At 64.7% G+C, this 19,073-nt stretch carries 16 protein-coding genes and 1 riboswitch; of the genes, 4 read left to right on the top strand and 12 right to left on the bottom strand.

The genetic code is table 11. From position 1 onward, the window contains the following. The first annotated feature begins 1 nt into the window (after nt 1). Nucleotides 2–868: an archaetidylserine decarboxylase gene (gene asd, locus DN388_RS14605; protein ID WP_043863551.1), complete on the top strand. Its 867-nt coding sequence runs from the start codon at nt 2–4 to the stop codon at nt 866–868. 153 nt (nt 869–1,021) lie between these two features. On the opposite strand, the gene serB is transcribed toward asd, so the two are convergent. After that, a complete protein-coding gene (serB, locus tag DN388_RS14600) occupies nt 1,022–2,236 on the bottom strand; it encodes a phosphoserine phosphatase SerB (protein WP_104572992.1) in 1,215 nt (404 codons plus the stop codon). A 135-nt stretch (nt 2,237–2,371) separates the two neighbouring features. Between serB and DN388_RS14595 the strand changes: the two genes are divergently transcribed. After that, a complete protein-coding gene (locus DN388_RS14595) occupies nt 2,372–3,865 on the top strand; it encodes a HAMP domain-containing protein (protein WP_043863553.1) in 1,494 nt (497 codons plus the stop codon). Between the two features lie 123 nt (nt 3,866–3,988). After that, nucleotides 3,989–5,208, top strand: a protein-coding gene (locus DN388_RS14590; protein WP_100635030.1) for an IS3 family transposase whose coding sequence is annotated in 2 segments (ribosomal slippage) — nt 3,989–4,337 and nt 4,337–5,208 — 1,221 coding nt in all. Because the reading frame shifts where the segments join, the coding sequence is not laid out codon by codon here. A 52-nt stretch (nt 5,209–5,260) separates the two neighbouring features. Here DN388_RS14590 and DN388_RS14585 read toward each other — a convergent pair. The 9 genes from DN388_RS14585 to DN388_RS14545 all read right to left on the bottom strand — a co-directional run bounded on the left by DN388_RS14585 (nt 5,261) and on the right by DN388_RS14545 (nt 14,575). After that, complete coding sequence (locus DN388_RS14585; protein ID WP_043863554.1) at nt 5,261–5,971, bottom strand: membrane integrity-associated transporter subunit PqiC; 711 nt, start codon at nt 5,969–5,971, stop codon at nt 5,261–5,263. A gap of 172 nt (nt 5,972–6,143) precedes the next feature. Next, nucleotides 6,144–8,408 (bottom strand): DNA topoisomerase IV subunit A, encoded by a 2,265-nt coding sequence (parC, locus tag DN388_RS14580; RefSeq protein ID WP_255000659.1) that lies wholly within the window; start codon nt 8,406–8,408, stop codon nt 6,144–6,146. A 10-nt stretch (nt 8,409–8,418) separates the two neighbouring features. Then, nucleotides 8,419–8,937, bottom strand: a complete 519-nt coding sequence (locus tag DN388_RS14575) for a TIGR02281 family clan AA aspartic protease (RefSeq protein WP_078479871.1) — start codon at nt 8,935–8,937, stop codon at nt 8,419–8,421. Continuing rightward, a complete protein-coding gene (locus tag DN388_RS14570; RefSeq protein WP_058541604.1) occupies nt 8,934–9,920 on the bottom strand; it encodes an esterase-like activity of phytase family protein in 987 nt (328 codons plus the stop codon). Before DN388_RS14570 ends, DN388_RS14575 begins: the two co-directional genes overlap by 4 nt. Beyond that, nucleotides 9,917–11,821: a DNA topoisomerase IV subunit B gene (gene parE, locus DN388_RS14565; protein ID WP_043863558.1), complete on the bottom strand. Its 1,905-nt coding sequence runs from the start codon at nt 11,819–11,821 to the stop codon at nt 9,917–9,919. Before parE ends, DN388_RS14570 begins: the two co-directional genes overlap by 4 nt. Nucleotides 11,822–11,857: 36 nt before the next feature. Next, the gene (locus DN388_RS14560) at nt 11,858–12,466 is read right to left on the bottom strand and encodes a YqiA/YcfP family alpha/beta fold hydrolase (protein WP_255000653.1); all 609 of its coding nucleotides are present in this window, start codon (nt 12,464–12,466) and stop codon (nt 11,858–11,860) included. 147 nt (nt 12,467–12,613) lie between these two features. Next, a complete protein-coding gene (cpdA, locus tag DN388_RS14555) occupies nt 12,614–13,429 on the bottom strand; it encodes a 3',5'-cyclic-AMP phosphodiesterase (protein WP_255000650.1) in 816 nt (271 codons plus the stop codon). 85 nt (nt 13,430–13,514) lie between these two features. Continuing rightward, nucleotides 13,515–13,967 (bottom strand): DUF1249 domain-containing protein, encoded by a 453-nt coding sequence (locus DN388_RS14550; protein WP_043863561.1) that lies wholly within the window; start codon nt 13,965–13,967, stop codon nt 13,515–13,517. Continuing rightward, a complete protein-coding gene (locus tag DN388_RS14545; RefSeq protein ID WP_043863562.1) occupies nt 13,958–14,575 on the bottom strand; it encodes an NUDIX domain-containing protein in 618 nt (205 codons plus the stop codon). Before DN388_RS14545 ends, DN388_RS14550 begins: the two co-directional genes overlap by 10 nt. A 182-nt stretch (nt 14,576–14,757) precedes the next feature. Between DN388_RS14545 and DN388_RS14540 the strand changes: the two genes are divergently transcribed. Next, nucleotides 14,758–15,504: an RsiV family protein gene (locus DN388_RS14540; protein ID WP_043863563.1), complete on the top strand. Its 747-nt coding sequence runs from the start codon at nt 14,758–14,760 to the stop codon at nt 15,502–15,504. Here DN388_RS14540 and cytX read toward each other — a convergent pair. Continuing rightward, on the bottom strand, nt 15,473–16,756 hold the full coding sequence (gene cytX, locus DN388_RS14535) for a putative hydroxymethylpyrimidine transporter CytX (RefSeq protein WP_054915741.1): 1,284 nt from the start codon (nt 16,754–16,756) through the stop codon (nt 15,473–15,475). The genes DN388_RS14540 and cytX overlap by 32 nt on opposite strands. A 118-nt stretch (nt 16,757–16,874) precedes the next feature. Further along, complete coding sequence (thiC, locus tag DN388_RS14530) at nt 16,875–18,755, bottom strand: phosphomethylpyrimidine synthase ThiC (RefSeq protein WP_196933001.1); 1,881 nt, start codon at nt 18,753–18,755, stop codon at nt 16,875–16,877. A 146-nt stretch (nt 18,756–18,901) separates the two neighbouring features. Next, nucleotides 18,902–19,007, bottom strand: a riboswitch (TPP riboswitch). Between the last annotated feature and the right edge of the window lie 66 nt (nt 19,008–19,073).

Raw genomic sequence — 19,073 nt, 5'->3', positions numbered from 1 at the left:
AATGAAATCCCGCTTGTTCATCATCAGCCAGTACCTGCTGCCCCACCACCTGCTGTCGCGCCTGGCCGGCTGCGTGGCCGAATGCCGCGTGAAATGGTTCAAGAATGCCTTCACCGCCTGGTTCGCCAAGCGCTACCAGGTCGACATGTCCCAGGCCCAGGTCGAAGACCTGACCGCCTACGAGCACTTCAACGCATTCTTCACCCGCGCGCTCAAGCCGGATGCCCGCCCGCTGGACCAGACCCCGGGGGCGATCCTGTGCCCGGCCGACGGCGCTGTCAGCCAGCTGGGCCCGATCGAGCATGGCCGCATCTTCCAGGCCAAGGGCCACAGCTTCAGCGCCCTTGAGCTGCTGGGCGGCGACCCGGCCAATGCCGCGCCGTTCATGGGTGGCGAATTCGCCACCATCTACCTGTCGCCCAAGGACTACCACCGCGTGCACATGCCGCTGGCCGGTACCCTGCGCGAGATGATCTACGTGCCGGGCCGGCTGTTCTCGGTCAACCAGACCACCGCCGAAAACGTGCCGGAGCTGTTTGCGCGCAACGAGCGCGTGGTGTGCCTGTTCGATACCGAGCGCGGGCCGATGGCCGTGGTGCTGGTGGGCGCGATGATCGTGGCGTCGGTCGAGACGGTATGGGCCGGGCTGGTCACGCCGCCCAAGCGCGAGCTGAAGACCTTCCGCTACGACGAGGCAGCGCGTGCACCGATCCACCTGGAAAAAGGCGCCGAGCTGGGCCGCTTCAAGCTGGGTTCGACGGCTGTCGTGCTGTTCGGGCCAGAGCAGGTGAAGTGGGCCGAATCGCTGGGTGCGGGGTCGGTGGTGAACATGGGCGAATGCCTGGGGTTGCCGGCGCAGCACGCCTGACCCAACAAAAAGCCCGCAGCGATGCGGGCTTTTTTGTGCCTGGCTGTCGGGCCTCATCGCGGGTCAAGCCCGCTCCCACAGGGGCTGCACGGCCTTCTGGAGCGATGGCAAACCTGTGGGAGCGGGCTTGACCCGCGCAGCGGCCGCGCTTTCTCAGTCGCGACCGTCGCGATCCCTGAAGCCCAGCAGATACAGCACCCCATCCAGCCCCAGCGTCGAGATCGCCTGCTTGGCCGACTGCTTGACCAGCGGCTTGGCCCGGAACGCCACGCCCAGGCCGGCAATCGCCAGCATCGGCAGGTCGTTCGCACCGTCGCCCACGGCAATCGTCTGCTCCATCTGCAAGCCTTCCTTGCGTGCCAGCTCGGTCAACAGGTCAGCCTTGCGCTGCGCGTCGACAATCGGCTCCACGGCCACGCCGGTCACCTTGCCGTCCACCACTTCCAGCTCGTTGGCAAACACATAGTCGATGCCCAGCTTGGCCTGCAGCTGCTTGGCAAAGTAGGTGAAGCCACCCGACAGGATCGCGGTCTTGTAGCCCAGGCGCTTGAGCTCGGCGAACAGCACCTCGGCGCCCTCGGTCAGGCGCAGCGAAGCACCGATCTCGTCCAGCACGCTGACGTCCAGGCCCTTGAGCAGCGCCAGGCGCTCCTTGAAGCTGGCACGAAAATCCAGCTCGCCACGCATGGCACGCTCGGTGATTTCCGACACCTGCTCGCCCACGCCTGCCGCCTTGGCCAGCTCGTCGATGACCTCGGCCTCGATCAGGGTGGAGTCCATGTCGAACACCGCCAGGCGACGGTTGCGGCGGAACAGCGAGTCCTGCTGGAAGGCGATGTCGACGTTCAGCTCCTGCGCCACGCTGAGGAACTCGGCACGCAGGGCCTGCGGGTCGGCCGGCTCGCCACGCACGGAGAACTCGATGCAGCCCTTGCCCTGGTCGGCCGGGGTGTCCAACGCGATACGACCCGACAGACGGTCGATATGGTCGATGTTCAACCCGTACTGGGCGGTGATGGAGCTCACCCGCTGCAACTGCTCGGCAGTTACCTTGCGCGTCAGCAGGGTCACGATGTGGCGGGCCTTGCCCTGGCCGTCGACCCACTGCTGGTAGTCCTGCTCGGAAACCGGGGTGAAGCGCACCTGCTGGTCCAGCTTGTACCCGGTGAAGAGGATGTCCTTGAGCACGGCGCTGGCCTGCTCGGTGCTGGGGATTTCCACCAGGATGCCGAACGACAGCGTGTCGTGGATGACCGCCTGGCCGATGTCGAGGATGTTCACCCCGCCCTGGGCGAGCACGCCGGTAATGGCCGCGGTGAGACCCGGACGGTCCTCGCCGGTGATGTTAATCAGAACGATTTCGCGCAAAACGGGCTCCGACACAGTGACAAAACGCGCATTCTACCCACTTTCGCAGACCATCGGGCGCAGTCGATACTTTGCCGGCCCATGCCCTGTCGCTATACTGCGCAGCACCTTCTCCGACATAAAGAGCCGCGCTCTGTGAACCGGCCCACGCCAGTTAAAACCGACAATTTCTTCCTGCTGATCTTCCGTGCCCTGCGCCAGCGCCGTGTGCCGTTGGCCTTGCGGATCGCCTGCCACAACGTGTTTCTGGTAGCGCTGGCGCTGGTCATCTACGCCGGGGTCATGGGCCTGCAGTTCAAGCAGGCCATGCACGAGCAGGCCGACGCCCTGGGTCAGAGCCTGACCACGCAGACCGCCACGTCTGCCACCGAACTGCTGGTGTCCAACGACATCCTCAGCCTCAACGTGCTGCTCGGCAACCTGGTGAAGAACCCGCTGGTGGCCCATGCCGCCATCTACAGCGTCGACAACCGGATCCTCGCCGAAGCCGGCCAGCGCCCGAAAAACGGCCTGCTGGGCGAGGTCGAGGGCCTGTACCAGACCAAGATCACCTTCCAGGACGTGACGGCCGGGCAACTGCGCATCAGCCTGGACATGAGCCAGTTCCAGCAGCCGCTGACCATCAGCCTGCAGAGCATGGGCATTCTGGCGGCGATCCTGCTGGCCCTGGCCCTGGCCTTGAGCCTGCGCCTGGGGCGCTTCATTTCGACGCCGCTGCTGCAACTGCGGGTGTGGCTGCGCGACCTGGATGCCTACACCCCGGCCACCGACCGCCAGGACGAGATCGGCGACCTGGCGCGCCAGCTGCATTCGCGCTTTGCCCCGCCACCGCCGGAGCCTGAAGCAGAGCCCGAGGAAGAAGACGACTACGACGAACATGAAGCGCAGCCGGCCTTGCAGGTGCGCAACCTGCGCGAGCCGGCGCTGGAGCCCAAGCCGGCGCTGCCCAGGCCAGTAGCGCATGATGAAGACGACGACGAGGCGTTTGCCGACCTGCGCGACGACAGCGATGCCGCGCCGCAGGCTGTAGTACCCGCTGCGCCACGCGAGCCGCAGGCCAGTGCGGTGCTGGCGGTGCAACTGGGCTCCCAGGAGCAACTGCGCCGCCTGCCTCGGGCACGCCTGACCGAACTGCTGGACCGCTACCGCGACTGCCTCGACCAGGCCGCGTCGCTGTATGAAAGCGAAGTGCACACGCTCAACGATGGCAGCACGCTGCTGTTGTTCCACAGCTCGGAAAGCGGCGAGGACTACCTGACCAACGCCATCTGCTGTGGCGAACTGCTGCGTGCCCTGGGGCATGCGTTGCAGGTGGAAGTGGCCGACAGCGGGATTACCCTGCAATTGCAGCTGGGCCTGGCGCTGGGTGAAGACCTGCACGGCCTGAGCCAGATCGACCTGCTGCTGACCGACAAGGCCCAGGATGCCCTGGCGTTGTCGCAACACAGCCGCAACCTGCTGCTGGTGGAGCGCAAGGTCAGTGATGATGCGCTGATTCGCCAGCGTGCCCGCATCCGCCCGATTGCCAGCCCTGAAGGGGCGTGCTGTGTGGAGCGCCTGATGGAGCCGTATCCGTCGATGCTGGAGCGCCAGCTGGCACGGATGCACGAGCGCCAGATCAAGACCTGAGGCCCCGTAGGAGCCGGTTTCAACCGGCCACAAAAAAGCCCGCATCGCTGCGGGCTTTTTTGTGGCCGGTGTCCCGTCCTGAATAAGGTTTACACCTCCCATCCCGAATTTCCGGAGAGTCAGATGGAGCAAGGTGTAAAGCGCACACAGCGTGATTACTCACTGTCTTTTAAATTGGCGGTGGTTGATCAGATTGAAAAAGGCGAACTGACCTACAAGCAGGCCCAGGTGCGGTATGGCATCCAGGGACGGTCGACGGTTCTGGTATGGTTGCGTAAGCACGGTCGGCAGGATTGGAGCCAGGGGGCCTCGATCCGCGACGAGAGGAGCTGCGCGATGTCTGACCCCAAAACGCTCACTCCAGAGCAGCGGATCAAAGAGCTTGAGCAGCAGCTTGAGCTGATGAGCCAGAAGGCTCAGTTCTTTGAAACGGTCGTTGATGTTCTGAAAAATGAATACGGTGTCTCGGTCGTAAAAAAGCGATCCGGCAAGTCCTCTCGCAAGGTCAAGTCGCAGGACTGAGCATTGCCAGGGCTTGTCAGTTTCTAGGCATCAGTCGACAGGCTTACTACAAGCGCAACCGAGCTGCTGATGGCAAAGAGCGCCAGGCAGATCGGGTGGTTCAGTTTGTTCAGCAAGTCCGGCTGCGCCAGCCCCGTCTGGGTACCCGTAAGCTGCACTATTTGCTGCATTGCCAACCTGACAAACGATTCCAGGTCGGCCGAGATAGACTGTTTCAGGTCTTGGGAGAGCGCCGTTTGCTGGTACTGCCCAAGCGGGCATACCACAAGACAACACAGAGCTTTCATCGCTTCTACCGCCATCCCAACTTAATCAAGCCCGGTCCAAGCCAAGTCGTTCCGACAAGGCCGGAGCACGTCTGGGTTGCCGACATTACTTATCTGCCCGCACGCAACGGCCCGCTGTACCTGAGCCTGGTAACGGACGCGTACTCCAGGAAAATTGTTGGTCACCACGTCCATGAAAGCCTGCATGCCGAGTCAGTAGCGCAAGCCTTCAAGCAGGCCTTACGAAAGCGACGTCGTCACCAGCCATTAGTCCACCATTCGGATCGAGGCATCCAATATTGCTCGGCGCTATACCAGTCACTGCACCAACGGCACGGCGTTCAGTGCTCCATGACTGATGGGTATGACTGCTACCAGAACGCACTGGCTGAGCGAATCAACGGAATCCTCAAGATGGAGCTGCTGTTGAGCAGCCCTGAAGATCTGGAGCAAGCGAGGCAGATGGTTGATGAGGCAGTGCAGATCTACAACACAGAACGGCCCCATATGGCCCTGAAAAACAAAACGCCCGATGCGGTGCATCGGGCGTTTTGAGGCCTATCGGCCTACCTGAACAGGTCTAAACCTATTTCAGGACTAGACACGGTTAAAACCGGAACACTTCCATCTCGGTACGAATCGGTGTCGCCATCGGAATCTTCGGTTTCTCCGGCTCCTTGCGCACCTGCTGTACCGGCGTGGCCTTCTTCGGCTGTTCCTGCACGATCGGCGGCTGATTGGCCAACGGCTTCAACGCCACGCTCAACTGCTCGGCCAGACGCTGCAGCAGTTGCCCCTGCGCCTGTACCTGCGCCGCCGAGCTGCCTTCATGGGGCTGCTCGAAATGCACGATGCGGTTGTCACGCACCTGGCCACGACGATCAAGCAAGCGCCACTGGGCATCGAGGATCGCCGGCTGGCCAACGCCCGAGTCCAGGCGCGTGATCGACAGCAGCACCTGCACATCCGGGTTGAACCCGGTGCTGGCCGGTGCCAGCACCACACGCTGGCTGTCCAGGCGCCAGGCCAGCTGGCGCACCAGCAACTGGTCGATGTCGGCCGACAGGCTGCCCGCCCAGCGACCATCGGTCGCTGCCGTCAGGCTGCCGTCACGCTGGCGTTGCAGCAGGGTTTCGCGTTGCAGGTAGTCGGCCACCGAGACCGGCCCCAGCACCACGGCCATGCCGTTGCTCTGGCCAGGTTGCCCCGGCTCGCCACTGTCGAGCTGATACAGCGCTACCGGCTGGTGCATGCTGCACCCGGCCAAGCCCAGCACGCCACTGAGCAGTAGAACAAATGGAAGGCGCAGAAAAGTCATCATCCCATCCAGGCGGCCGCCACACGGCTTGCCGCAGTGATACTCATGAATACGTCGGGCACACAGCTACGCTGGCACCACAAGGGGCCTATCATCCGCGAAAGTTCCGTGCGACTCCAGTGTTTAAGCCGCAAACGGTCACTAAAATACCCGTTTGCGGCCACCAGGTCGCTTATTCGACGTTTTCCACCAGCAGCGCATCGACCCGCTGGAAGCCGCGCGGCAGCTTGTTGCCACGCCGCCCACGCTCGCCCTTGTAGTGCTCCAGGTCATCGCCCTTGAGCGACAGGGTACGCTTGCCGGCCTGCAATACAAGGGTCGAACCTTCGGGAATCACTGCCAGGTCGGTGACAAATTCTTCACGACTGGCCACGCGATCGCCCGGAATGCCGATGATCTTGTTGCCCTTGCCCTTGCCCAGCTGTGGCAGGTCGCTGATCTTGAACACCAGCAGGCGCCCTTCGGTGGTCACCGCCGCCAGCCAGTCCTGCTCGCGGTTGCCCACCGGGCGCGGCAGGATCACCTTGGCGTTGTTCGGCAGGCTCAACAGGGCCTTGCCGGCCTTGTTCTTGGCCTGCAGGTCTTCGCCCTTGACCACGAAGCCGTAGCCGGCATCGGAGGCAATCACGTACAGGCCGTCATCCTCGGGCATCAGCACGCACTCGAACGAAGCACCGGGCGGCGGGGTCAGGCGACCGGTCAGCGGTTCACCCTGGCCCCGTGCCGACGGCAGCGTATGCGCCGGCACCGAGTAGCTGCGGCCGGTGGAGTCGATGAACACCGCGTACTGGTTCGAGCGCCCCGCGGCTGCGGTCTTGAAGCCGTCGCCGGCCTTGTACGAGAGCCCGGTGGCATCGATGTCGTGGCCCTTGGCCGAACGTACCCAGCCCTTCTCGGACAGCACCACCGTGACCTTTTCGTTGGGCAGCAGGTCGTGCTCGGTCATCGCACGGGCTTCGGCGCGCTCGACGATCGGCGAGCGACGGTCGTCGCCATAGGTTTCGGCGTCCTGCAGCAGTTCGGTGCGCACCAGCTTCTTGAGCTTGGCTTCGCTGCCCAGCAGCGCCAGCAGCTTGGCCTGTTCCTTGAGCAGTTCGTCCTGCTCGTTGCGCAGCTTCATCTCTTCCAGACGGGCCAACTGGCGCAGGCGCGTGTCGAGGATGTAGTCGGCCTGGATCTCGCTCAATGCAAAGCGCTCGATCAACCTGGCCCGCGGGTGCTCCTCGGTACGGATGATGTGGATCACTTCATCCAGGTTGAGGTAGGCGATCAGCAAGCCGTCCAACAGGTGCAGGCGACGCTCCACCTTGTCCAGGCGGAACTGCAGGCGACGGCGCACGGTATGCACGCGGAACTGCAGCCACTCGACCAGCAGCGTGCGCAGGTTCTTCAACTGCGGCTTGCCGTCCAGGCCGATGATGTTGATGTTGACCCGGTAGCTGGACTCAAGGTCGGTACTGGCGAACAGGTGCTGCATCAGCGCTTCGTGGTCGACGCGGCTGTGCACCGGGATGATCACGATGCGGCACGGGTTCTCGTGGTCCGATTCGTCACGCAGGTCGGCCACCTGCGGCGCCTTGGACGGCTTGGCCTGCATCATCGCGGCGATCTGTTCCAGCACCTTGGCGCCCGACACCTGGTGCGGCAGCGCGGTGACCACGATGTCGCCGTCCTCGATGTGGTACACGGCGCGCATGCGCACCGAGCCACGGCCGGTTTCGTAGATTTTCAGCAGGTCGGCGCGCGGGGTGATGATCTCTGCTTCGGTCGGGTAGTCCGGGCCCTGGATGTGCTCGCACAGCTGTTCGACCGTGGCCTTGGGCTCGTCGAGCAGGCGCACGCAGGCGGTGGCCACTTCGCGCAGGTTGTGCGGCGGCACGTCGGTGGCCATGCCCACGGCGATACCGGTGGTGCCATTGAGCAGGATGTTCGGCAAACGTGCCGGCAACACCAGGGGCTCGTCGAGGGTACCGTCGAAGTTCGGGCCCCAGTCCGCAGTGCCCTGGCCCAGTTCGCTGAGCAGCACCTCGGAATAGCGCGACAGGCGCGCTTCGGTGTAGCGCATGGCCGCGAAGGATTTGGGATCGTCCGGCGCACCCCAGTTGCCCTGGCCGTCGACCAGGGTGTAGCGATAGCTGAAGGGCTGCGCCATCAGCACCATGGCTTCATAGCAGGCCGAATCGCCATGCGGGTGGAACTTGCCGAGCACGTCACCGACGGTACGCGCCGATTTCTTGTGCTTGGAATCGGCGTCCAGGCCCAGTTCGCTCATGGCGTAGACGATGCGTCGCTGCACCGGCTTCAAACCGTCGCCGATATGCGGCAGCGCACGGTCCATGATCACGTACATGGAATAGTTGAGGTAGGCCTGTTCGGTGAAGTCAGCCAGTGACCGGCGCTCTACGCCATCGAGGCTGAGATCAAGGGAGTCGCTCATGCGGGCCTCATCATTTCAAGGTCTGGCGCAGCAGCAAGGTGCCGCCGCGCTGGGTAAATTCGAGTTGTTTCAGGGCACTCATGCCCAGCAGTACCTGCTCGCCGTCCAGCCCCGGCACCACCAGGGCGCGTACGTCGCGCAGCAGAATATCGCCCAGTTGCAGGCTGTCGAGGCGAGTGCGATAGCCCTCGGTACGACCATTGGCGGTACTCAGGGTCACGGGCGCACCACGCTCCAGGCTGAACTGCCGGGCCAGGCTCTCGGGGATCGCCACGTCGGTGGCGCCAGTATCCAGCAGAAAATGCACGGCCTGGCCGTTGATCAGACCGTCGGCCACAAAATGCCCCTGGCCATTGCCCAGCAGCCGCACCTCGACATAGCCATCGCCGTGCTGCGAGCTGATCTGGCTGTTGGGGTTGGCCTGGCGCTGTTCCCAGTCGCCGAAAAAACGCGTGGCCAGGAACAGGCCGGCCGCCCACGCCAGCACCAGCATCACCCGGCCGGCACGCTTGCCCGGTGCCTGGCTCACGGCTTGGCGCTCCAGCCGCCCTGGGGCGCTGCAAAGCGCCACACGATCGGGCGGTTTTCGCCATCGGCGCGGCGACCGCCGTTGTTGTCCAGGCCTATCCAGGCACCCTTGGCATCGATCACCAGGGCCTCGGCCAGGCCGAACGGCTGCGAATACTGCCGCGATTCGATCAGGGCATCGGCAGCGAACGACCAGCAGCGCTCCACGCTTCCAGTGTCGGCATCACGCCGGCAGATACGGTAGGCGTTGCGCTCCAGGGTGAACAGCTTGCCTTCGAACAGCGCCAGGTCGGCAAAATCCCGGGGCCGCTCGCGGGCGTTGGGCATCTGCGCAGGCTGCATCTCGGTGCCGGCCTCGCTGAGCAGCACGCAGCCATCACCGCAGTGCCAGGTGGTCTGCTGGCGATTGATCGAAATCAGCCCGCGGCGCTCGCGCTCGGCGGCCAGCCACAGGCGATCGCCGGCCGGGTTCACGGCGATGCCTTCGAACAATGCATTGAAGTGCAGCAGCATGCCGCTGGCGCGCGCCTGGCGGACCATGCTCGGGTCGATCTTCAGCCAGCTGGGGTCGCCTGCGACTGGTACCTTGAGCACCGCCACATGGGTTTCGCTTACCAGGTAGTGATTGCCTGCGGCATCGCAACTGATGCCTTCGAAATCCAGCTCGCCGCCGCGCACGTAGGACATTGCCCAGTTGCTCGAGCGCAGGCCCCAGGGCAGGCCGCTGTCCGGCACCGGCGGCACCTCCAGGCGAATACCTTCGGCCTGCCACACCGTCTGGGTGGTGTCCAGGCGGTACAGCAGGTCGTCGTCGCGGTCCGAGACGGTCCAGAGCTCGCCGTTGCACAGGGCCAGCCCCGACAGGTTGCCGCCACGCATGCCCTCTACCGGATGCTCGCTCTGCATCGCCAGCTCCGGCCAGGTTTCGGCCAGCGCCGGCACGCCCAGCAGTGACAACAGCGCTGCCAGGCACCGAGCGATCAAGCCAGTACCTCGGCCAGGTTGCCTTTGGACTCCAGCCAGCTCTTGCGGTCGCCCGCACGTTTCTTGGCCAGCAGCATGTCCATGATCTCGCGGGTGCCTTCGAGGTCTTCCAGGGTCAACTGCACCAGGCGCCGGGTGTTCGGGTCCATGGTGGTTTCACGCAGCTGCGGCGGGTTCATCTCGCCCAGGCCCTTGAATCGGGTGACCTGCGGCTTGCCGCGCTTCTTCTCGGCCACCAGGCGGTCGAGGATGCCGTCGCGTTCGGCCTCGTCCAGGGCGTAGTAGATCTCCTTGCCCAGGTCGATGCGGTACAGCGGCGGCATCGCCACGTACACGTGGCCGGCCTCCACCAGCGGGCGAAAGTGCTGCACGAACAGGGCGCAGAGCAAGGTGGCGATGTGCAGGCCGTCGGAGTCGGCGTCGGCCAGGATGCAGATCTTGCCGTAGCGCAGCTGGCTCATGTCGGTGGCACCGGGGTCGACGCCGATGGCCACCGCGATGTTGTGCACTTCCTGACTGGCCAGCACTTCGCCGCCGTCGACTTCCCAGGTGTTGAGGATCTTGCCGCGCAGCGGCAGGATGGCCTGGAACTCCTTGTCGCGCGCCTGCTTGGCCGAACCACCGGCCGAGTCACCCTCGACCAGGAACAGCTCGGCGCGCATCGGGTCCTGCCCGGCGCAGTCGGCCAGCTTGCCCGGCAGTGCCGGGCCCTGGGTCACGCGCTTGCGCTCGACCTTCTTGCTCGCCTTGAGCCGGCGCCCGGCGTTGTTGATCGCCAGTTCCGCCAGTTGCATGCCCACTTCGGGGTGGGCATTGAGCCACAGGCTGAAGGCATCCTTGACCACGCCGGAAACGAATGCGGCGGCCTCGCGGGACGACAGGCGCTCCTTGGTCTGGCCGGAGAACTGCGGCTCCTGCATCTTCATCGAGAGCACGAAGCTGATGCGCTCCCACACGTCCTCGGGGGCCAGCTTGACCCCGCGCGGCAGCAGGTTGCGGAACTCGCAGAACTCGCGCATGGCATCGAGCAGGCCCTGGCGCAGGCCGTTGACGTGGGTGCCGCCCTGGGCGGTGGGGATCAGGTTGACGTAGCTTTCCTGCACGCTGTCGCCGCCTTCGGGCAGCCACAGCAAGGCCCAGTCCACGGCCTCCTTGTTGCCCGCCAGGCTGCCGCAGAACGGCGCATCGGGCAGGCGCAGGAACTCGCTTACCGAGTCTTCGAGGTACGAGCGCAGGCCGTCCTCGTAATGCCACTCGACCTTCTCGCCGGTGCCTTTGTCCTCGAAGCTGACCAGCAGCCCCGGGCACAGTACGGCCTTGGCCTTGAGCACATGCTTGAGGCGGCTGATGGAAAACTTGGGCGAGTCGAAATACTTGGGATCGGGCGCGAAGTACACGCTGGTACCGGTGTTGCGCTTGCCGACGGTACCGATCACTTCGAGCTCGGTGGCCTTGAAGCCGTCGGCGAAGGTCATCTGGTACTCGTTGCCGTCGCGCTTGACCCGTACCCGTACCTGGTTGGACAGGGCGTTGACCACCGAGATGCCCACCCCGTGCAGGCCGCCGGAGAACTGGTAGTTCTTGTTGGAAAACTTGCCGCCGGCGTGCAGCTTGGTGAGGATCAGCTCGACCCCCGACACGCCCTCTTCGGGGTGGATGTCCACGGGCATGCCGCGACCGTCGTCGGACACTTCCAGCGAATGGTCTGCATGCAGGATGACCTGCACGGTGCGGGCGTGGCCGGCCAGCGCTTCGTCGACGCTGTTGTCGATGACTTCCTGGGCCAGGTGATTGGGCCGGCTGGTGTCGGTGTACATGCCCGGGCGCTTGCGCACCGGGTCAAGGCCGGAGAGGACTTCGATGGCGTCTGCGTTATAGGCGCTAGCGCTGGGATTGGCCATGGGTTCTCGTCGTCAGTCGTAGGTGAAAATAATCAGTCAAAGTACAGAAAAATCGAATGCCTGGTACACCTGCGGTGCAATGCCGGCGAAGCTCAGCATGGCCGGCAGGTGCTGCGCGAAGCCCTGGAAGCTGTGGTCGCCACCGGCCTCGATGCGTAGCGCACAGGCCCGATAGAAGGCCTGGGCACGGCGGTAGTCCAGGGTTTCATCGCCCGTCTGCAGCCATACCTGAAAGCGCTCGGGGTCGCTCGGTGCGGGCACTTCCAGCTCGGCCAGGGCCTGCACGTGGTCCAGTGTCAGCTCCCAGGTTTCCCCGGTGTAGAAATTCTGCTGCGGGCCCAGGTAGCCGTCGAACAGCTGGTGCGGATTGACGGCCGGGTTGATCAGCAGGGCCTTGAGCCCGTGGCGCTGGGCCAGGTGGGTGGCATAGTAGCCCCCGAGCGAGCTGCCGACCAGCAATGGCGAACCCAGCTCGGCGATGGCACGTTCAAGCTGCGCCACGGCCTGGCGCGGATGGTTGTCCAGCAGGGGCACGCGCAGCTGCCCGGCCAGCCCCAGCTGCTGCACCACACTGCTCAGCTGGCTGGCCTTGGTCGAACTGGGCGCACTGTTGAACCCGTGGATATAAAGAATCGAACCCGACATGATCGCCCCCGATGCCCATGCAACGCCCGTCGCAACGAGCACAAAAGACGCGCAGTTTAGCCTGTTCGAGAAGCCTTGAGCGGCAACTTTCAAACATCAGGTTACAACCGGGCGGTGATATTCGCGTTCACTTGCAGCTTGCAGCGCTCAGTACCCACTGCTGCCGTAATCGACGGTGAAGGCAAAGTCGGTCACGCGCGAGACCCCGGTCTCGAGCCTGCCGTCGTCATGCAGGCGCAGCCAACGATACCCCGGGGCCTGGTCGCCCACCTTGAAGTCTTCACTGCCCGGCTCGAACTGAATGCAGGTGGACGGCGAAGCGAGCAGACGCACACCGTCACGCAGCTGGTCCCACTCCTGGTGGATATGCCCCCAGAGCAGCGCGCGCACCTGTGGATAACCCTTGAGCAGGTCGAACAGCACATCGGCGTTGCGCAGCCCGATGGGCGCCATCCAGGCGCAATCGATGGAAACCGGCTGGTGATGGAAGCAGATCAGGCAATGGCGCTGCGGTGCGGCCTCCAGGGCCTGCCTGAGCAGTTGCAGCTGATCGTCTGCCAGCAGCCCCGGCACCGAGCCGCACACGGCCGAGTTGAGCATGATCACCCGCCAGGCGCCGGCATCCACCACCGGCTCGAGCAGCGCGCTGCCGCGTGCCACCTGGGCCATGGGGAACGGTTCGTCGTGATTGCCGGCCAGCCAGCGGGCCGGGGCCGGAATCCTGCCGCTGAGGGCCAGAAACTGCAGATAGGATTCGACGCTGCCATCCTGCGACAGGTCGCCGGTGGCCAGCACCAGGTCGACCACCGGCTGTTCGTCGAGTACCCGCTCGACCACACGGCGCAGGCTGTCGCGGGTATTCATGCCCAGCAGCGTGCCTTCGGCTTCGGCGAACAGATGACTGTCGGAGAGCTGCACCAGCAGCACCGAGGCGTCACGGGAAGGGATGATCGAGTGCGGCAAGGCCGTCTCCTTGGGCGGATTCTGCACGATTATGGTGGGAATGCAGGCAACGGCAAACCCCGCGCCCACGACACCGGTCACATTTTCAGCGAACCGCTTCCAGTTCGTGGCCGCAGGCCAGGCAATGGCTCAGCCACTCGCCCAGGAACAGGTTGAGCTGGGCCTTTTCGTCCGGCTGGTGCATGGCCGCATTGGGGTATGGGTAGACACTGCGAAAGCGCCGCGCATGCTCGGCACTGACCACCTCGGCCATGCGCGCGTCGTGGTACACCTGCACCTCCAGCTGCGGCACCGGCAGCCACGGCAGGCTGTGCTCCTGGCGCACGCGCAGGGTGGTGGTGTAAGGGCAGGCCAGCACCACGTCGAGCACCAGCACGCCGAGCATCTGGTCACCCTGGGTCATGCCGATGCGGCGCGAGCTCTGGGTGGTGCGCATGTCGGGCAACAGTCGCATCAGGCGCGCATAGTTGGCCTCGCAGGCAGCCTGCAAGCCGACCAGATCGACCCGGTAGCGCTCGCGCAACAGATTCACGACCACAGCCCCCTGACTTCGTCACGGTTCAACGCCAGCCATTGCAGGGCGATGATGCTCGCGGCATTGGCAATGCGCCCATCGCGCACGGCCTGCAACGCATCCTCGAACGCCCAGGCCTTCACGCGAATGTCTTCGCCCTCTTCTTCCAGCCCGTGCAGGCCGCCCGCGCCGTCGCTGTGGCAACGCCCCAGGTACAGGTGCACGAATTCATCGCTGCCGCCGGGCGACGGAAAGTACTTGGTCATCGGCCACAGCGCACTGAATGTCAGCCCAGCTTCCTCCTGCGCCTCGCGGTGCGCAACCTCCTCGGGCTGTTCGTCCTTGTCGATCAGACCGGCGACCAGTTCCACCAGCCAGGGGTTGTCGACCTTGCCCATGGCGCCGACACGAAACTGCTCGATCAGCACCACTTCGTCACGCTGCGGATCGTAGGGCAGCACGCACACTGCGTCGTGGCGCACGAACAGCTCACGGCTGATCTCGCGGCCCATGCCGCCGGCAAACAGCTCGTGGCGCAGGTGCAGCCGGTCGAGCCGGTAAAAGCCCTTGAAGCAGTTTTCGCGCCGCACGATCTGTACGTCGGTCGGCATGGCCTTTGGCTTGTCTGTCATGGATACCTCGTTACCCCATTACCACGTCGCGCCATCCTAACCTGCACACTGCGCGGTTTCACCCCTTTAAAACAATCGTGCGGGCTGCGAGGATAGGCGCAGCCTTTCTTGTCAGCTTAGTGGCGAACCGACGGCATTGCCGACGGTCCAAGCCCGATTACCGTTGCACTACAAGGATCATCATGTCACTTGCGAAATTAGCCTGCGTGACCGCCCTGGCCTTGACCCTGGGCGCCTGCCAGAGCCTGTTCCAGCCCAACATGCGCGTGCCGCTCGAGGTCAAGCGCGACAGGTGGGAGCACATCAAGCCGGGCTGCACCGCAGCCGACTGCCCGCTGGTGAACATCGACACGGTGCACTTCCCCACCAACCCCAAGCTCGATGCGATCGTCGAGCGCAGCCTGCTCAAGCTCACCAGCGATGGCGAGGGCGCACCGTTGCCGGCCTCGCTCAAGTCCTACGAGGACAGCTACCTGCAATCGGCCCAGAGCCGCAACAGCAGCTACCTGCAGGCCAAGGTACGCGAGCAGCATGACGGCTTGGTGATCATCGAGTTGTCCAGCTACCTGGACACCGGCGGCGCGCACGGCATGCCGGGGCGCGGCTTCATCAACTATTCTCGCCAGCAGGACAAGGTGCTGACCCTGCAGGACATGCTGGTGCCGGGCCAGGAGGCGACCTTCTGGAAGACCGTCGAAGAGGCCCACAAGGGCTGGCTGATCAGCACCGGCATGGACAAGGACGCCGAGTTCGTGAAGAACTGGCCATTCCAGAAGTCACCGCACGTCGCCCTGACCTACGGCGCGGTGGTGGTGAAGTACGAGGTGTATGCCATCGCCCCGTACTCCATGGGCCACATCGAGCTCAAGATCCCCTACCCGCGCCTGAACGGCGTGATCAGGCCCGAGCTGTTTCCCGGCCGCGGTTGAAGCCCAGCAACAGATGCAGCGCCCCTGCCAGCAGCAAGGCTGGCAGGGTGGCGCCAACGTCCGCGGCGTAATGCGCCAGCACATGGTAGGTCGCCACGCCACAGGCCCACGCCACCAGCGCCCCGTAGTGCAGGCCATCGACCACACCCGGCAGGCGACGCCGGCGCAGCACGTAGTGGTCGCTCAGCACCACACCGAACAGCGGCGCGAACACCGAGCCGATCAGCAGCAGGAAGTTCTCGTACTGGCCCAGCGGCGCGAAGCAGGCGATCAGGGTGCACACCACGCCGATCACCAGTGCCAGGTGCTCGACCTTCACGCCTGACAGCAGGCTGCTGGACACCGCCGCCGAGTGGATGTCGGCAAAGGCCTTTTCCGACTCGTCGAGCAGCACCAGCAACAGCGGGATGCCAAAGCCTGCGCCGGCCAGCGCCAGCAGCAGGGTGCTGGCTTCGCCATCGGTGGCGAAGGCCAGGATGTAGGCCACGCCCAGGCTCATCATCCACAGGTTGCCGATGAAGTAGCCCAGTGCGGTACCCACGAACACCTGCCCCGAATGCCTGCCGAAGCGCGAGTAGTCGGCAATCAGCGGCAGCCACGACAGCGGCATGGCGATGGCGATGTCAAAGCCCACCCCCAGCGACATCGAGCCGTCCCCGGCGCGCGCCCACAGGGCAGCCAGGTCGGCCTTGGCGAACAGGTTCCAGGTCAGCCACAGGCAGGCGCCCAGCAGCAGCCAGATGCCCCATTTGCGCAAAATGCGGCGCACGAAGGTCAGCGGGCCGGCCACCGCCAGCGCGGTGGCCAGGGCGCCGAAGCACAGTGCCCACAGCAGCGGGCTGACCCACAGGCTGTCGGCGCCGAAGGCCCGCGCACCCAGCAGGCTGGCGGCGTCGCGCATCACGATGATTTCGAACGCGCCCCAGCCAACCAGTTGCAGCAGGTTGAGAATGGCCGGCAGCGCCACGCCGTGGCGGCCCAGGCTCAGGCGCAGGGTGCCCATGGCCGACAGGCCGGTGTCGCTGCCGATGACGCCGGCGGCGGCCAGCAGCAGAACGCCGACCAGCGTGCCGAGGGTGATGGCCAGCAACGCGCCGGACAGGCCCAGGCCGGGGCCGAGCAAGGCGCCGGTCTGCAGCACCATCAGGCCGATGCCGAGGGAGAACCACAGGGAGAACAGGTCCCGCGCGCCGAAGACGCGCTGGCTGTCGGGAATGGGGGAATCGGGGGAGTAGTGGCTGGGTGTGCTCACGATCAGGGCTCGGCAGGAGAGTGGGGGTTGGATTGCAGGACGCTTTCGCCGGCAAGGCCGGCTCCTACAGGGATTCGTCTCGCCTGTAGGAGCCGGCCTTGCCGGCGAAGGGATCGCCTCAGACCTTCTGGTACAACTGGCTGCCTTCCTGGCGGAACCGCTCGGCCTGCTCGCGCATGCCCTCTTCTACCGCCACCTCGACCGGCTGGTTGGCGGCGTATTCACGCACTTCCTGGGTGATTTTCATCGAGCAGAACTTCGGCCCGCACATCGAGCAGAAGTGCGCGACCTTGGCCGAATCCTTGGGCAGGGTCTCGTCGTGGAACGAGCGTGCGGTGTCCGGGTCCAGGCCCAGGTTGAACTGGTCTTCCCAGCGGAACTCGAACCGCGCCTTGCTCAAGGCGTTGTCGCGGATCTGCGCGCCCGGGTGCCCCTTGGCCAGGTCCGCCGCGTGCGCGGCGATCTTGTAGGTGATGATGCCGGTCTTGACGTCGTCCTTGTTCGGCAGCCCCAGGTGCTCCTTGGGCGTCACGTAGCAGAGCATCGCGCAACCGAACCAGCCGATCATCGCCGCACCGATGCCCGAGGTGATGTGGTCGTACCCCGGCGCGATGTCGGTGGTCAGCGGGCCCAGGGTGTAGAACGGCGCCTCGTCGCAGCACTCGAGCTGCTTGTCCATGTTCTCCTTGATCAACTGCATCGGCACGTGGCCGGGGCCTTCGATCATGCACTGCACGTCATGCTTCCAGGCGACCTTGGTCAGCTCGCCCAGGGTCTCCAGCTCGCCGAACTGCGCCGCGTCGTTGGCGTCGGCGATCGAACCCGGACGCAGGCCGTCGCCCAGCGAGAAGCTGACGTCGTAGGCCTTCATGATTTCGCAGATTTCGTCGAAATGGGTGTAGAGGAAGTTTTCCTTGTGATGCGCCAGGCACCACTTGGCCATGATCGAGCCGCCGCGGCTGACGATGCCGGTCACGCGCTTGGCGGTCAGCGGCACGTAGCGCAGCAGCACGCCGGCATGGATGGTGAAGTAGTCCACGCCCTGCTCTGCCTGTTCGATCAGGGTGTCGCGAAACAGCTCCCAGGTCAGGTCCTCGGCCACGCCGTTGACCTTCTCCAGTGCCTGGTAGATCGGCACCGTACCGATCGGCACCGGCGAGTTGCGGATGATCCACTCGCGGGTTTCATGGATGTGCTTGCCGGTGGACAGGTCCATTACCGTGTCCGAGCCCCAGCGGATGCCCCAGGTCAGCTTGGCCACTTCTTCCTCGATGGAGGAGCCCAGCGCGCTGTTGCCGATGTTGCCGTTGACCTTCACCAGGAAATTGCGGCCGATGATCATCGGCTCCAGCTCCACATGGTTGATGTTAGCCGGAATGATCGCGCGGCCGCGAGCGACTTCCTCGCGTACGAATTCGGCGGTGATCTCCTTGGGGATGCTTGCGCCGAAGCTGTGCCCGGCGTGCTGCTGGTCGAGCAGGCCGGCGGCGCGGGCCTCCTGCAGCTTCATGTTCTCGCGGATGGCCACGTACTCCATCTCGGCGGTGATGATGCCCTGGCGCGCGTAGTGCATCTGGCTGACGTTGGCGCCGGCCTTGGCCCGGCGCGGGTTGCGCACGTGGGCAAAGCGCAGCTTGGTCAGTTCCACGTCGTTCAGGCGCATCTGGCCGAAACTGGAGGACAGCCCGGCCAGGCGCTCGGTGTCGCCGCGCGCGTCGATCCAGGCCGAGCGCACATCGCCCAGGCCCTTGCGCACGTCGATCTGCACGGTGGGGTCGGTGTAGGGGCCGGAGGTGTCGTACACCAGCACCGGCGCGTTGGCTTCGCCGCCGAAATCGGTGGGGGTGTCGTCCAGGCTGATTTCGCGCATCGGCACCTGGATATCGGGGCGCGAGCCCTGCACGTAGATCTTGCGCGAACGGGTGAACGGCTGCACGGACTGCTCGTCGACCTTGGCCGATTCACTCAGGTGCGCGGGGTATTTTTGTTTTTGGCTCATCACAGGCTCTCCAGACGGGTTGGCAGTCGGAGTGAACCTGAAAGGCACGGGCGCACCAGGGCTGGTGCTGTGCCGAAAACGGAAGATGCCACACCAGCCAAAAAGCTGAAATGACAATCCCGCAGCCGACACAAGAGGGCTCGCGGGAGACGAGCAATCTTGTTCCCTACGCAGGCGCTAACCTGATCAGGTTCAACGGGATCCGGAATTATCCGATCTCAGCCTCAACGCAAGGCACCCCGACAAGAACGCGCCCAGCATAGACCGGTGCGACGCGAAACGCCAACAGTCCAAGCACAAGCATGATAAAAGGCGCAA

The organism is Pseudomonas sp. S12(2018), assembly GCF_024355235.1.
GTDB classification, from domain to species: Bacteria; Pseudomonadota; Gammaproteobacteria; order Pseudomonadales; family Pseudomonadaceae; genus Aquipseudomonas; species Aquipseudomonas palmensis.
This window is presented reverse-complemented; position numbering and strand designations above follow the sequence as displayed.

Coding starts and splice junctions, on each gene's coding strand:
- asd (WP_043863551.1), top strand. CDS start 2: ATGAAATCCCGCTTGTTCATCATCAGCCAGTACCTGCTGCCCCACCAC.
- DN388_RS14585 (WP_043863554.1), bottom strand. CDS start 5,971: ATGACTTTTCTGCGCCTTCCATTTGTTCTACTGCTCAGTGGCGTGCTG.
- parC (WP_255000659.1), bottom strand. CDS start 8,408: ATGAGCGACTCCCTTGATCTCAGCCTCGATGGCGTAGAGCGCCGGTCA.
- parE (WP_043863558.1), bottom strand. CDS start 11,821: ATGGCCAATCCCAGCGCTAGCGCCTATAACGCAGACGCCATCGAAGTC.
- DN388_RS14560 (WP_255000653.1), bottom strand. CDS start 12,466: ATGTCGGGTTCGATTCTTTATATCCACGGGTTCAACAGTGCGCCCAGT.
- DN388_RS14545 (WP_043863562.1), bottom strand. CDS start 14,575: ATGACAGACAAGCCAAAGGCCATGCCGACCGACGTACAGATCGTGCGG.
- DN388_RS14540 (WP_043863563.1), top strand. CDS start 14,758: ATGTCACTTGCGAAATTAGCCTGCGTGACCGCCCTGGCCTTGACCCTG.
- thiC (WP_196933001.1), bottom strand. CDS start 18,755: ATGAGCCAAAAACAAAAATACCCCGCGCACCTGAGTGAATCGGCCAAG.